This is a genomic window from Parerythrobacter lacustris, from assembly GCF_024626475.1.
GTDB classification, from domain to species: Bacteria; Pseudomonadota; Alphaproteobacteria; order Sphingomonadales; family Sphingomonadaceae; genus Parerythrobacter_A; species Parerythrobacter_A lacustris.
In genome coordinates, this window is sequence record NZ_JANKHH010000007.1 from 381,888 (window position 1) to 395,322 (window position 13,435).

The following is a 13,435-nucleotide window of genomic DNA, read 5'->3' on the forward strand; positions in this document are numbered from 1 at the left end:
TAAAGGATAGTCGGCGCGAGGACAGGGAAGGGTTAGTCATGCATCGCCGTCAATTGCTGAAAGCCGGATCGTCGCTCGCGCTGGTCGGCGGAAGCCTCATGTCGAGCGGCGTTCTGGCGAAGGAACGGCGCTTCCAGCACGCCGGCACTGCGGTCGGCGGGGCGGACCAGTCGCTTGCCTATCTTTGGCTCGACGTGCTGCTCGATGTGGCGGTGGAAGACGTGCGGCGCAACGCGGCGCGGCCGACCATCCTCGCCCGCTCGATGGCGGTAGTGACCGGCGCGATGTATGAAGCCTGGGCTCCGTTCGACGACAAGGCGCGCGGGGTGATGTTCGGCGACAGCCTGCGCCGGCCGGCCTCGGAACGCACACTGGCGAACAAGCAGGCCGCGATCAGCTTCGCCGCCGCCTGCGCCATGCGCGACCAGTATCCCGAATCCGGCGCGATGGTCGACGCGGCATTGAAGCGCTTCGGCTACGACCCGGCGGTGGGCGTCGCCTCGCGCACCAGCGCCGCCGGGATCGGCGTGCTGGTCGGCGAGAAGCTGTGCGCGCACAAGCATGTCGACGGCGCGAACCAGCTGGGCGACGAGGTCGGCTCCGCCGGCGCGCCGTTTTCCGACTACACCGGTTACGTCCCGGTCAATACGGCCGACAAGATCTGGAACCCCGACCGCTGGCAGCCGATCACCTTCCGCCGCGACGATGGCAGCACCTTCGCGCCCGGATTCCTGACCCCGCACTGGTACCGGGTCGAGCCTTTCGCGCTCTCCAGCCCGAGCCAGTTCCGCGCGCCCGAACCGCCGCGGGTGGGATCGGACCAGCTCAAGGCCGAGATCGACGAGGTTATCGCCTACAACGCCGGGCTGACCGACGAGCAGAAGGCGATCGTCGAATTCATGCGCGACGGGCCGGGATCGACCGGGCAGTCGGGCCATTGGCTGCGCTTCGCGCAGGATATCAGCCGCCGCGATCGCTACGATCTCGACCAGGATGTGAAGCTGTTCTTCCAGGTCGGGCAATGCGCGCACGATGCCTTCATCGCCTCGTGGGATACCAAGCGTTACTGGGACACCTCGCGCCCATGGACGCTGGTTCGCCACTATTACGGCGACCAGACGATCAAGGGCTGGGGCGGGCCGGGCAAGGGCACCATCGAGCTGAAGGGGGCCGACTGGTACCCCTATTCGCCCTATGTCTTCGTCAGCCCGCCGTTCCCGAGCTATATCTCGGGCCACTCGACCGTCAGCGCCGCCTGCGCCGAGACGATGAAGCTGTTCACCGGGACCGACCGGCTCGAGGTCGAACTGATCCGCCGCCCGGGCGAGATCACCGAGCCGGACGCGATCGGGCAGGACGTGACGCTATGGCTGCCAACCATCTCGGGCGCAGCGGAAATGGCCGGGATCAGCCGGGTGATGGGCGGCTATCACATCCAGGCGGACAATGTCGAAGGGCTGAAGATGGGCCGCAGCGTGGGGCAGGTGGTGCACCAGCGGGCGCAGGACCTGTTCGGGCACGCGTGATGGTTCGCTACTCCCCCGGCGATGCGGAGGACCCGGCGAGCAACCCGCCGTCGAGGGTAAGTTCGGCGCCGGTCATATAGGCGCTCTCGTCGCTGGCAAGGAAGACGCACAGCGCGGCGACTTCCTCGACCGTGCCGAAGCGTTTGAGCGGAGTGTCGGCGACGAAGGCCGCCATCCGCGCCTCGCGGTCCGGCCCGTCGCCCAGCAGCGCCTCCCACATCGGGGTGAGGATGGCGGCGGGGTGGACCGAGTTGCAGCGGATCGCCCAGCCTTGCTGCGCGCAATAGAGCGCGACCGACTTGGAATGGTTGCGGATCGCCGCCTTGCTCGCAGCATAGGCCGCCGCCCCTGGGATCCCGACCAGGCCCGAGCGCGAGGAGATGTTGATGATCGACCCCGTGCCCGCCGCCTTCATCGCCCGGATCGCGTAGCGGCAACCGAGGAAGGTGCCGTCGGTGTTGACCGCATGGACCGCGCGCCAGTCCTCGAGCGAGCTGTGCTCCGGATCGTGCGGGCCGGGCGAATCCTCGAACCCGGTGATCCCGGCGTTGTTGACCATGACGTCGATCGCCGGTTCGCCCCGTTCGAGCGCGGTCCAGTCGGCTTCGCAGCGGACATCGAGCCGCAGGAAGTCGCACCCCATCTCTGTGGCAGCCGCCTGGCCTCCCGCGTCGTCGATATCGGTCAGCAGGACCGAAGCGCCTTCGCGCACGAAAGCATCGCAAATGCCGCGCCCGATCCCCCTTGCGCCGCCGGTGACGACACATCGCTTGCCCTGAAGTCTTGCCATTGCCCCAGACTAGGAGCGCCCGAGGCAAGGTGCAATGGGATCAGCCGCCGATCCGTTCCGACAGCTTTGCGATGGTGCGCGCCATCCAGACATCGTCGACTTCTTCAAACATGGCGTGGATCGGCTGGCCCTGTGCAACGCTGTAGGCGCTGCGCTCGACCGGGCCGATCGCGGCGATCGCACGGCCCTTGTCGAGCGCGACCGCCAGCTGCGCGATGCGCTGGCCGTGGACCTTGATGACGAAGCGCTTGGTATTGCCCTCGCCGCCTTCCTCGTTGATTTCGACATCGTCGCGGTCGGCGACCGCACCCTTTACGAGTTCGACCAAGCGGGCGAGCTTCGGGGCCTCGTCGCGGGCCCAGCGCATCCGCTCGAAATTTCCCGCGTCGATCTTGTGCGACAGCAGGTCGAGTGCGTCGCGCAACGTATCGCCAGCGAACGCGGTTGCCGTTTCATTGGCTGCGGGGGAGACGGGTCCATCGACCATGTTCCTGGAATTCCTATGCTGCGTTGTCGATGCCGAGATCGGCGAGCTTGCGGTAAAGAGTGGAGCGCCCAATCCCCAGACGACGCGCCACTTCGGTCATCCGGCCGCGATAATGCCCGATGGCGAGACGGATCACGTCGGCCTCGATCTCCTCCAGCGGGCGCAGATTGCCGTCCGCCGAATAGAGCATGACCCCGACGCCTTCCTGCATCGGGTTGCGCGGTTCGTCGGCGATCTCGCCGAGCAGTTCGGAGAGTTGCGGGAAGCTGTCGGCATTCAGCGTCTCGCTCTCGCAATAGACTGCGGCGCGGAACAGCACCGCCTGCAACTGGCGGACGTTGCCCGGCCAGTCGAAGGCGTTGAGCAGCGCGAGCGCACTGTCGCTGATCGACAGCGCCCGCAAGCCGGGTTGCGCGCCGATCCGGCTGAGGAAATAGCGCGACAGCGAGGGGATATCGCCCGCCCGCTCGCGCAGCGGCGGCATGGTGATCTTGGTTTGCGAGATCACCTCGAGCAGGGCGGGATGGAAGTATCCCTGGCCGTTGAGGTCGGCCAGCGGCAGGTTGCTGGCGCACAGCAGCCGGACATCGATCTTGAACCCGTGCTTGGCGCCGACCGGGCGAACGATGCCGGTCGACAGGGTTTCGGCCAGCTTGGCCTGCAGGTCGAGGCTCAGCCGGTCGATCTCGTCGAGCACCAGCGTGCCGGTGTCGCAATGCTGCAACGCTCCCGCCTGGCGATCGAATGCGCCGGGGAAGGCGTTCTGCTCGTGCCCGAACAGCACCGATTCGATCGAATTGGCGGGGATCCCGCGCACATTGATCATCCGGAACGGGGCTTTCACCCGCGGGCTGGAGGCATGCATCGCGCGCAGCAGCATTTCCTTGCCGGTGCCGCTTTCGCCTTCGATCAGCACGTTGCCGTGATTACGTGCGGCCTTGGCGGCTTTGGCGAGCGCGGCACGGAAATTGGGCGCGGTGCCGATCATCGATTCGAAATCGAGCACCGGCGAAAGCTTCTCGGTCAGCGGCTGGAGCTCGTCGCGCGGGGCCTCGTGCTTGGTCGCGCTGCGCAGCGCCTGCATCAGCCGGTCCGGCGCGACGGGCTTGATCAGATAGTCGGTCGCACCCGAGCGCATCGCCTGCACCGCAAGCAGCGGCGAAGCGCTGGCGGTGAGCACTAGGATCGGCAGCGCGGGACGGCGCTCCTTCAATTCCTCGATCAGTTCGCAAGCGTTCTCGCTCGGGACCCACTGGTCGAGGATGATGGCCGAAAGCTGCATGCCCTGCCGCGTGCCGAGCGTCGCGATCGCGGTCTCCGCATCCGACACCACAAGCGTGCGCCAACCCTCCCGCGCGGCGAGCGCGGAGATGAGCCGGCTCTGCGCCGGTTCGTCGTCGATCAGCATCAGCAGGCGCGTCTCGGTGTCGGCCATAATCCCCCAACGGCTCGGATCGCCGTCCCAAGGTGAAACAAGCGTCCCGTTTAGGGGCAACGGGTAAAGGCCGGATTAAGGCTGCGCACATCGATCCACGGCACTTGAAGCGCGCGGGCGGGCGCGATAGAGCCTTGCACCGAAACCAATCACATTTCGGGGAATACGATCCATGGCTGCAAACGACATGAAAGCGGCGGAGAAAACCTACACCAGCTTCATCGGCACGCTCAAATGGTCGGTGCCGGTGATCCTGCTGATCACCGCCATCGTCGTCGTGCTGATCTCGAGCTGACCGCGCCAGCGCGTTGCGGATAGCCGTCCTCAAGGAGCGGGCAGCGGGCGAGACCCGTGTTGCCGCCACGCCCGAAACGGTGAAGAAATTCATCGCGCTGGGTGCCACCGTCGCGGTCGAACAGGGGGCGGGCGACGCAGCCGCGCTATCCGATGTGGCCTTTGCCGAGGCCGGGGCCGAGGTCGCTTCGGCGGCACAGGTGGTCAAGGGTGCGGATATCGTCCTTGGCATACAAGCCCCCGATGCCGACCTGCTGAAGGGCGCAAATCCGGGCGCATGGGTCGCCGCGAGCTTCGATCCGTTCGGCCGCAGGGACCGGGTCGAGGCCTATGCGGCAGCAGGGCTCGAAGCGCTGAGCATGGAATTCATGCCGCGTATCACCCGCGCGCAGAGCATGGACGTGCTCTCCAGCCAGTCGAACCTCGCAGGCTACAAGGCAGTGCTTGCCGCTGCCGACCAATATGGCCGCGCCTTCCCGATGATGATGACCGCCGCCGGGACGATCCAGGCCGCGCGGGTGTTCATTATGGGGGTCGGTGTGGCCGGGCTGCAGGCAATCGCGACCGCCAAGCGGCTCGGTGCGCAGGTCTCCGCGACCGACGTCCGCTCGGCGACGAAAGAGCAGATCCAGTCGCTGGGAGCGAAGCCGGTGTTCGTCGAGAGCGTCGCCGGGATTGAGGGCGAAGGCTCGGGCGGCTATGCCACCGAAATGAGCGAGGAATATCAGCAGGCGCAGGCCGAACTGGTGTCCAGCCATATCGCCAAGCAGGATATCGTCATCACCACGGCATTGATCCCGGGCCGCGCCGCGCCCCGTCTGGTCACCGATGCGCAGATCGCGACGATGAAGCCGGGCAGCGTGATCTTCGACCTTGCCGTGGCGCAAGGCGGCAATGTCGAAGGCTCGGTCCCCGACCAGGTGGTCGAGAAGCACAGCGTCTTCATCATGGGCTATTCGAACACCCCTGCGCATCTGGCGGCGGATGCCAGCGCGCTGTTTGCGCGCAACCACTACAACTTCCTCTCCGCCTTCTGGGACAAGGAGGCGGGCAAGCCGGTGCTGGACGAGGAGATCGGGAACGCTATCCGGCTCACGCAGGGCGGCAAGGCGGTGCATGAGAGGTTGTTGGGGTGATCGGTCTAGCTTCGAAAGCGGCTTTGGCCGTTATAGCCTCGGTCTTGCTGATTTCGGCAGGGCCTGCATCCGCCGGGGTTTCGGGAAAGTATGAGCTGAGTTGGGACATCGTCGCGACAGAAGTTCCTGCCGAGCCGTTCTGGGTCAAGGAACAGGGAGAAGTCGTTTCGACCCGCCTTCGTCCGCGCGGACTGTTCGCTCCCGAGGCGGATGTGGTGGACGCAGCGGGTGCGTTACTGGTTCCCCGTGACACCCAGATGGTTCTTGTAAACGGGCCATATCCGATGGCCTGTAACGTCAACAAGGCGGCAGCAGGCAAAGCGAAATCGAACCGCGTCTGCGTGCTCGACAGCGACCGCGATGGAGCAGTCGACACGGCATTCTCGCAGGGCATGGGCGGTGACTACTGGATGTCGCTCGAAGGCGAGCTGTCGGAGCGGAAGCTGGTGTCGGTCAAGCCGGTCGAACTTGCGACACTCGATCCGGCCGAGATGACCGATGCCCCCTATCTCTCGTTTCACTATCAGCGCATCCTCGATGGCGGCATACAGATCCCGCTGACCCAGGAAGGGGGCGACATGGTGCGCTTCCATTTCAAGGTGGGCCGGGAAAAGAGACGCGAGTGGATGGTTCGCGAATGTCGCGAAGCAACTCTGCCGTCACAGTGCGCGAGTTCGGCTTTCCCATCGGTGCTTTCCATCGCCGGGCTGGAGCTTGAACTGCTCGAACGGCGGAAGGAAGATGTCCGGATGCGCATCCTGCGACCGTTTGGTGGGCGATCCGTCAAATTCGTGGAGATCCACGATGGCTATAACAGCGGCTCGCTGCTCTATGCCGAACTTCCGGGGGCGTAATGGACTTTATCTCGATCCTCTCGATCTTCGTGCTGGCCTGCTTTGTCGGCTATTACGTCGTGTGGTCGGTCACCCCGGCGCTGCACACGCCGCTGATGGCGGTGACCAATGCGATTTCCTCTGTGATCATCGTCGGCGCGCTGATCGCCAGCGCGGAGGCGGGGAGTGATATCGCCAAGTGGCTCGGCCTTGCCGGCGTGGTGCTGGCGAGCGTCAATATCTTCGGCGGCTTTGCTGTGACCGAGCGGATGCTGGCGATGTACAAGAAGAAGGAGAAGAAGTGATGCAGGGCACCACTTCCTTCCTTCGTCACCCTGGCCCCCGAGCCGGGGTCCCGCTTTCTTTTGGTGGTGCGCTCAAGGTAGCGGGACCCCGGATCAAGCCCGGGGTGACGGTTGTTCTTTTGACTGCATTTCTCGCTTCACCGGCCTCCGCCTCCACCGGTGAAGCGGTCAACCCTTGGGTCGCGCTTGCCTATCTCGTCGCGGGTGTGTTCTTTATCCTTGCGCTCCGCGGGCTGTCTTCGCCTTCGACCAGCCGGACGGGTAACCGCTTCGGCATGGCGGGGATGCTGATCGCGGTCGCGACGACCCTCATCACCCACGACATCGCCAACATTGTCGAGATCGGCATCGCCATCTTCGTGGGCGGCGCTTTCGGTCTGGTGGTCGCTCGCCGTATCGCGATGACCGCGATGCCCGAACTGGTCGCGGCGTTTCACAGCCTCGTCGGGCTGGCCGCGGTGCTGGTCGGCTGGGCGGCGTTCCTCAATCCCAGCGCATTCGGCATCGCCGTTCCGTCAGAAATGCTGAAGTTCGGTGCCGAGAATCCGCTGGCTGGGAAGCTGGTGCAGCCTATCAGCCTGATTGAGATGGGTCTGGGTGTCGCCATTGGTGCGATCACCTTCAGCGGTTCGGTCATTGCGTTCGCCAAGCTGTCCGGAAAGATGAGCGGATCGCCGATCCTGCTTCCCGCTCGGCATGTCATAAATCTCGGTGTTCTGGCTGTCATCCTGGCGCTTATCGCTTTTCTCTATTTCGGAGTCGGCGGCGTGCATGGTGACACGCAGCTCCATTATTTCATCGCAATCACCGTGCTCGCCTTCCTCATCGGCTTCCTGCTGATCATCCCGATCGGCGGGGCGGACATGCCGGTGGTGGTCTCGATGCTCAACAGCTACTCCGGCTGGGCGGCGGCGGCGATGGGCTTCACGCTCGGCAATACGGCGATGATCATCACCGGGGCGCTGGTCGGCAGCTCGGGCGCGATCCTCAGCTACATCATGTGCCGCGCGATGAACCGCAGTTTTCTCAGCGTGATCGCGGGCGGATTCGGCGCGGAAAGCGGCGCGAGCGGCGGAGGCGGGGGCGAGCAACGTCCCTACAAGACCGGCAGCGCGGAAGACGCCGCCTTCATGCTCGAACAGGCGGAAAAGGTCATCGTCATCCCCGGCTACGGCATGGCGGTGGCGCAGGCGCAGCACGCGCTGCGCGAAATGACCGACGTGCTCGAGGAAAAGGGCATTGAGGTGAAGTTCGCGATTCACCCCGTGGCGGGCCGCATGCCGGGGCACATGAACGTGCTGCTAGCCGAAGCCAGCGTCGATTACGACAAGGTGTTCGAGCTGGAGGACATCAACAGCGAATTCGCTCAGTGCGATGTCGCCTTCATCATCGGCGCGAACGATGTGGTCAATCCGGCTGCCAAGACCGACAAAACCAGCCCGATTTATGGCATGCCGGTGTTCGATGTGGAAAAGGCCAAGCAGGTGTTCTTCATCAAGCGCAGCATGGGCGGCGTCGGCTATGCCGGGGTCGACAACGACGTGTTCTACATGAACCAGACCGTGATGCTCCTCGCCGATGCGAAGAAGATGGTCGAGGAAATCGTGAAGGCGCTCGATTGACCCGGAACGACAAATCATCATTGCGAGCGAAGCGAAGCAATCCAGAGCAGCACGTTGCAGCACTGGATTGCCGCGCGACTTTCAGTCGCTCGCAATGACGAAGAAGCTGATCCTTGCCCTGTTGGGAGCACTCCTCCTCACCGGCTGCGTCGAGAAGATCGCCGAGAGCAAGGTCAAGTCGGCGCTGCTCGATGCCGGGCTCTCCGAACGCAACTCCGCCTGTATGGCGCAGCGCATGGTCGACCGGCTGACCATCTCCCAGCTTCGCAAGCTCGAACAGCTCAAGCCGCGCAAGGGCGAACCCAAACGGCCGACCACCTTGAGCGGCTATGTCGAGCGGGTGCGCCGGGTGGGCGATGTCGAGGTGCTGACGGTCACCTCGAGTTCTGCGGCAATCTGCGCGGTCGGGCTGGATCAAGCCGACTGATCAGGCACGGGTCCAGGTGACCGTGCGGCAGATCACCATCACGCAGCCCTTGACCTTGAGCTGGTTCCCGTCGCGCCGGATGTCGGCGTTGAAATAGCGACCGTCCTGCGGGCTGTAGCCCTTGCCTTCGTAGCTATCCTTGTCGGCCTTGAGGTCCCAGAAGATCCGCAGGCCGAGCAGCTTACGGCTCCGCAGATCCTTTTTGGGGTTCTTGCTATCGCGCGCGCCGCCTGCCGGTTCGGCGACGAGGAAGCGGTCGATCTTGCCGCACATCGCGCTGCCGCACTGGTAGAAGCTGATCACCGACTTTCCGTCGTCGGTCTTCCATTTGCCCGCGATGGAAGCTGGCGCGGCCACCGCAGGAGTCGCGAGGCCAAAGGCAGTCAGTGCAGCAAGGGTCGTCAGGGAAAGTCGCATGGGCACTCCTACATCGGGCCGGTTATCGCATTTCTCACCGCAACCCGTCTTGGTTTCGCAGCGGATTTGTCGCACAGTGTAGCGACAATGGGAGAGATTGCATGTCGAGAATGAACTTCGGATGGCTGGCGGCCGCTTCGGCGATCGTAATCGCGCAGCCGCTCGCCGCCAAGACGGTCGAAGTCTCTGCGGGCGAGGGCGCGCAGGAGCGGTTGCAGGAAGCGCTGATCCTCGCCGAAGCAGGGGATGAGGTTGTGCTGGGTGCGGGCCGCTTCGTGCTGACCGACGGGCTCAGCCTCGATATCGACGGAGTAACCCTGCGCGGGGCAGGAATGGACGAGACGGTGCTGGACTTCACCACCCAGCAGGGTTCGGGCGAAGGGCTCTTGGTGACCAGCGACAATGTGACGCTGCGCGACTTCGCGCTCGAGAACCCCAAGGGCGACGGGGTCAAATCGAAGGGCGCGGACAACATCGTCTACCACCGCATCCGCGTGACCTGGACGGGCGGGCCGGACGCGAACAACGGCGCCTACGGCATCTACCCGGTCGAAAGCACCGGGGTGCTGGTTAGTGGCTCAAAAGTCTCGGGCGCGTCCGACGCAGGGATCTATGTCGGGCAGAGCAAAGACATCACCGTGCGCAATTCGATCGTCGAGGCGAATGTCGCCGGGATCGAGATCGAGAACAGCCGCAACGCGCTGGTCGAAAACAACATTGCCACTCGCAACACCGGCGGGCTGCTGGTGTTCGACCTGCCCAACCTTCCGGTGATGGGCGGCGGCAATGTGGTGCTGCGGCGCAATCTGGTGGTCGATAACGACACCGCCAACTTTGCTCCACCTGGCAATATCGTCGCCGGCGTGCGCCGCGGAACGGGCATCCTGGTGATGGCCAACGACGGCGTGTTGATCGAAGGCAACATCCTCGAGAACAACCCGACCGCACATATCATGGTCGTGGCCTACAGCCTGAAATTCGACGACGCGACCTACAATCCCTACGCCCGCAACGTCGTGGTAGGAGACAACATGTTCGGTCGCGGCGGAGACGATCCGCAGCTGGACGGCAAGGAAATGCTGCTTGCGGCGTTCGGCGGGGCACTGCCGCCGGTAATGTGGGACGGCATCGTCGAGAGTGACAACGGGCTCCGCGTTGCCGATGGGGTGGCGGGCTGGACGCTCAATCTCAAGACCCCCGGGCAGGACATGGCCACGGCGCAGCCCGGCCCGCTCGACGTCCCCACGCCGGACGGGGCTTTCGCCCTCGAATCGGTCGGAGCCCCTGCCGAGCTGGAATCGCGGATCAAGTGAGGCGTCTGGCCTTCGCTTGTGCGCTTGCCGCCCTCGTATTGACGGGGGCCGCCAGCGTGCGCGCGACGGGCCAGAATGCGGTCGTGCAGGCGGCGATCAGCGAGGACTCGCTCCCTCGCACGCTGTCCGAATACGGTTTCTTCGCCGGCAGTCCCGACCGGCCGGAGCCGAGCCTGATCCGCTACGGCCTGCGCAATCCGCTGTTTTCCGACTATGCCGAAAAGACGCGCTTCATCCACCTGCCGGAAGGGGCGCAGTTCAGGGTCGGCTCGGACGGGCGGATCGAGTTTCCTGTCGGCACCGCATTGATCAAGAGCTTCGGCTACCGAAGCGATAGTGGTACGCTCGACACGCTCGAAACGCGCGTGTTGCTGCACCGCGCGGACGGCTGGATCGCGCTGCCCTATGTGTGGAACGCCGAGCGAACCGACGCGGTGCTCAAGGTCGCGGGCACGCGCATCCCGGTCACTTTCGAGGATCCTTCGGGTGAAAGCCATTCGATCAGCTACGGCGTGCCGAACAAGAACCTGTGCAAGCAATGCCATAGCCGCGACGGCGAATTGTCCCCCATCGGCCCGGTCTGGCCCGATATGGAGTTCGAGCGCGAGAGCGACCGTGAGCGCCTGAAAGTGCAGGCAAGATTTCCGAAGAACGGGCTCTATGCCATGGCCCGGTGGGACGACCCTACCGAGACGCTGGCCGAGCGTGCGGGTGCTTATCTCTATGCCAATTGCGCGCATTGCCACAGCCGCAGCGGCGCGGCGAGCAACAGCGGGCTGTTCTACGATGAGCCGGTCGGAGACCATCCGGCGAGCGGCTATCTCAAGCGTCCTGTCGCGGCGGGGCGGGGCAGCGGATCTTACGATTTCATCATCGAGCCGGGCCATCCGGAACGCTCGATCCTGCTGTACCGGATGCACAGCCTCGATCCGGGCGTTGCCATGCCCGAGATCGGCCGCGCGACGGTGCATAAGGAAGGTATGACGCTGCTCACGCAGTGGATCGCGGAGATGGAGCCATGAAGCGCCTGCTCAAGATCGTCGGTGTGCTTGCTGCGGTGCTGGTGGTCGCGTTTTTCGTCTTGCGAACGCCCGACACCGATCCGGTCGAAATGCGCGCCAAATACGGCGCTGCACCGTCGCAATTCGTCGAGCTGCCCAACGGAGCAAAGGTGCACCTGCGCGACGAAGGACCGCGCGATGCGCCCGCGATCATCCTCCTGCATGGCTCGAATTCCGACCTCCACACCTGGCAACCGTGGGTCGACGGGCTCAAGGCGGACTATCGCGTGATCCGCTTCGACCAGCCGGGCCACGGGCTGACGGGGGCCATCCCCGGCGGCGACTATTCGATTCCGACCTATGTCGAAACGATCGACGAGGTGGCCGACGCGCTCGGTCTCGAGCGCTTCATCCTCGGCGGCAATTCGATGGGCGGCGGGCACACGCTGCATTATGCGTTGGCGCACCCAGAGCGGGTGCAGGCGATGATCCTCGTCGATGCCTCGGGCCCCCCAAGGATGCAGAGCGCGGATAAGGACGAAGGCGGCAATATCGGCTTCACCATCGCCCCCACGCCGGTGCTCAACCAGCTGATGAAGCACATAACGCCGCGCAGCGTGGTTGAGCAGAGCCTTTCGCAGAGCGTCAGCAATCAGGCGATCGTCACCTCCCAAGCGGTCGACCGGTACTGGGAATTGCTGCGCTATCCGGGCAATCGCGAAGCCACGATCTTCCGGTTCAGCCAGGACTATGAACCGCTGACCGAGGCGCAGCTATCGGGTCTGGCGATGCCCGCGCTCATCCTGTGGGGCGAGGAGGATCGCCTGATCCCGCTCTCGGCCGGGCAATGGTTGAACGAGAAGCTGCCAGACGCCGAGTTCCACGCGCTGAAGGGCATCGGCCATCTGCCGATGGAAGAGGCACCGGAGGACTCGCTCGCGGCGCTGCGCGGCTGGCTGGTGGAGGGCGGATTTACCAAAACTACGGGAAATTAATTCACTCCCGCGCGTTCAAGTCGGTTAAAGCCAATCGAAACCATCAACGGTATCTGCAAATAGACCGGGTTCAGGGCCCGGAGACGAGGGAATAACGCGTGCGCAAGCTTGGGCTGATCGGGGGGATGAGCTGGGTCTCCACCCGAACCTATTACGAAGCGATCAATCTCTCGGTGCAGAAGCGCGCCGGGGCGATGAGCAGTGCACCGCTGCTGATCGAAAGTCTCGATTTCCGCGAACTGTCCGGCCTGCTAAGCAGCGAGGACTGGGGTCGCGCGGCCGGCATATTGGTCGATTCCGCCCGGCGGCTCGAGGGCGCGGGTGCCCAGGGGCTGGTCATCGCCGCCAATTCGATGCACCGAGAGTACGATCGGGTTGCCGAAGCGGTCGCCATCCCCGTGCTCCACATCGCCGATTGCGTCGGGCGCAGGATGGCGGCGGACAAGGTAACCAACGCGGCACTGATCGGCACCCGCAACGTGATGACCGAGAGCTTCTACCGCCAGCGACTGGTGAGCCACGGGATCGATCTGTTGCCGCCCGATATGGCGAATGTCGAAGTGCTCGATCGCTATATTTACGACGAACTCATGCTGGGCAAGGCGACCCGCGATGCGGAACGCGCGCTAAAGACGATCATCACCCAGAAGGAACAGGCCGGGGCGAAAGCCATCGTCCTGGCATGCACCGAGCTGGAAATGGTGGTCGACGTCAAGGCGAACGTGCTGCCGATCTACGATTCCGCGCGCATCCACTGCGCTGCGGCGGCGGACTGGATCTTCGGCACCGACTTCTGATCGCCGTGCAGCGTTGCCCGATTGTTCCCGTTGTCGATAGCACGGTGGTGGCCTAGG

General features: G+C 64.4%; 15 protein-coding genes. 11 read left to right on the forward strand and 4 right to left on the reverse strand.

The features are described from left to right. The first annotated feature begins 38 nt into the window (after positions 1-38). Entirely contained in the window at positions 39-1,526 is a 1,488-nt protein-coding gene (locus tag NSO95_RS13745; RefSeq protein ID WP_257596877.1) for a vanadium-dependent haloperoxidase, read from the forward strand. Positions 1,527-1,533: 7 nt separating this feature from the next. Here NSO95_RS13745 and NSO95_RS13750 read toward each other — a convergent pair whose 3' ends face one another. Genes NSO95_RS13750 through NSO95_RS13760 form a run of 3 tightly spaced genes read right to left on the reverse strand, consistent with a single transcriptional unit; the run spans position 1,534 to position 4,238 of the window. Beyond that, positions 1,534-2,316 (reverse strand): SDR family oxidoreductase, encoded by a 783-nt coding sequence (locus NSO95_RS13750; RefSeq protein WP_257596878.1) that lies wholly within the window; start codon positions 2,314-2,316, stop codon positions 1,534-1,536. A gap of 40 nt (positions 2,317-2,356) precedes the next feature. Further along, on the reverse strand, positions 2,357-2,803 hold the full coding sequence (locus NSO95_RS13755) for a hypothetical protein (RefSeq protein WP_257596879.1): 447 nt from the start codon (positions 2,801-2,803) through the stop codon (positions 2,357-2,359). Positions 2,804-2,816: 13 nt separating this feature from the next. Beyond that, the gene (locus NSO95_RS13760; RefSeq protein ID WP_257596880.1) at positions 2,817-4,238 is read right to left on the reverse strand and encodes a sigma-54-dependent transcriptional regulator; all 1,422 of its coding nucleotides are present in this window, start codon (positions 4,236-4,238) and stop codon (positions 2,817-2,819) included. A 172-nt stretch (positions 4,239-4,410) separates the two neighbouring features. Here NSO95_RS13760 and NSO95_RS13765 point away from each other — a divergent pair, with 172 nt between their 5' ends. From NSO95_RS13765 to NSO95_RS13790, 6 genes are all read left to right on the forward strand, one after another. Next, complete coding sequence (locus tag NSO95_RS13765; protein ID WP_257596881.1) at positions 4,411-4,533, forward strand: hypothetical protein; 123 nt, start codon at positions 4,411-4,413, stop codon at positions 4,531-4,533. A gap of 13 nt (positions 4,534-4,546) precedes the next feature. Continuing rightward, positions 4,547-5,668: an NAD(P) transhydrogenase subunit alpha gene (locus NSO95_RS13770; RefSeq protein WP_257596882.1), complete on the forward strand. Its 1,122-nt coding sequence runs from the start codon at positions 4,547-4,549 to the stop codon at positions 5,666-5,668. A gap of 23 nt (positions 5,669-5,691) precedes the next feature. Beyond that, positions 5,692-6,522, forward strand: a complete 831-nt coding sequence (locus tag NSO95_RS13775) for a hypothetical protein (protein WP_257596883.1) — start codon at positions 5,692-5,694, stop codon at positions 6,520-6,522. Next, the gene (locus NSO95_RS13780) at positions 6,522-6,806 is read left to right on the forward strand and encodes an NAD(P) transhydrogenase subunit alpha part 2 (RefSeq protein ID WP_257596884.1); all 285 of its coding nucleotides are present in this window, start codon (positions 6,522-6,524) and stop codon (positions 6,804-6,806) included. The genes NSO95_RS13775 and NSO95_RS13780 overlap by 1 nt, the downstream gene beginning before the upstream one ends. A gap of 119 nt (positions 6,807-6,925) precedes the next feature. Then, positions 6,926-8,428, forward strand: coding sequence for an NAD(P)(+) transhydrogenase (Re/Si-specific) subunit beta (locus NSO95_RS13785; RefSeq protein WP_257596885.1), 1,503 nt, complete (start codon positions 6,926-6,928; stop codon positions 8,426-8,428). Between the two features lie 94 nt (positions 8,429-8,522). Next, complete coding sequence (locus tag NSO95_RS13790; protein ID WP_257596886.1) at positions 8,523-8,855, forward strand: hypothetical protein; 333 nt, start codon at positions 8,523-8,525, stop codon at positions 8,853-8,855. Here NSO95_RS13790 and NSO95_RS13795 read toward each other — a convergent pair whose 3' ends face one another. Further along, positions 8,856-9,272: a DUF2147 domain-containing protein gene (locus tag NSO95_RS13795; RefSeq protein ID WP_257596887.1), complete on the reverse strand. Its 417-nt coding sequence runs from the start codon at positions 9,270-9,272 to the stop codon at positions 8,856-8,858. It lies immediately after the preceding gene. A 101-nt stretch (positions 9,273-9,373) separates the two neighbouring features. Between NSO95_RS13795 and NSO95_RS13800 the strand changes: the two genes are divergently transcribed. From NSO95_RS13800 to NSO95_RS13815, 4 genes are all read left to right on the forward strand, one after another. Then, positions 9,374-10,585 (forward strand): parallel beta-helix domain-containing protein, encoded by a 1,212-nt coding sequence (locus tag NSO95_RS13800; RefSeq protein ID WP_257596888.1) that lies wholly within the window; start codon positions 9,374-9,376, stop codon positions 10,583-10,585. 38 nt (positions 10,586-10,623) lie between these two features. Next, positions 10,624-11,607 (forward strand): SO2930 family diheme c-type cytochrome, encoded by a 984-nt coding sequence (locus tag NSO95_RS13805; protein ID WP_257596889.1) that lies wholly within the window; start codon positions 10,624-10,626, stop codon positions 11,605-11,607. Continuing rightward, positions 11,604-12,581, forward strand: a complete 978-nt coding sequence (locus NSO95_RS13810) for an alpha/beta fold hydrolase (protein ID WP_257596890.1) — start codon at positions 11,604-11,606, stop codon at positions 12,579-12,581. The genes NSO95_RS13805 and NSO95_RS13810 overlap by 4 nt, the downstream gene beginning before the upstream one ends. A 98-nt stretch (positions 12,582-12,679) precedes the next feature. After that, a complete protein-coding gene (locus NSO95_RS13815; RefSeq protein ID WP_257596892.1) occupies positions 12,680-13,378 on the forward strand; it encodes an aspartate/glutamate racemase family protein in 699 nt (232 codons plus the stop codon). The last annotated feature ends 57 nt before the right edge of the window (positions 13,379-13,435 follow it).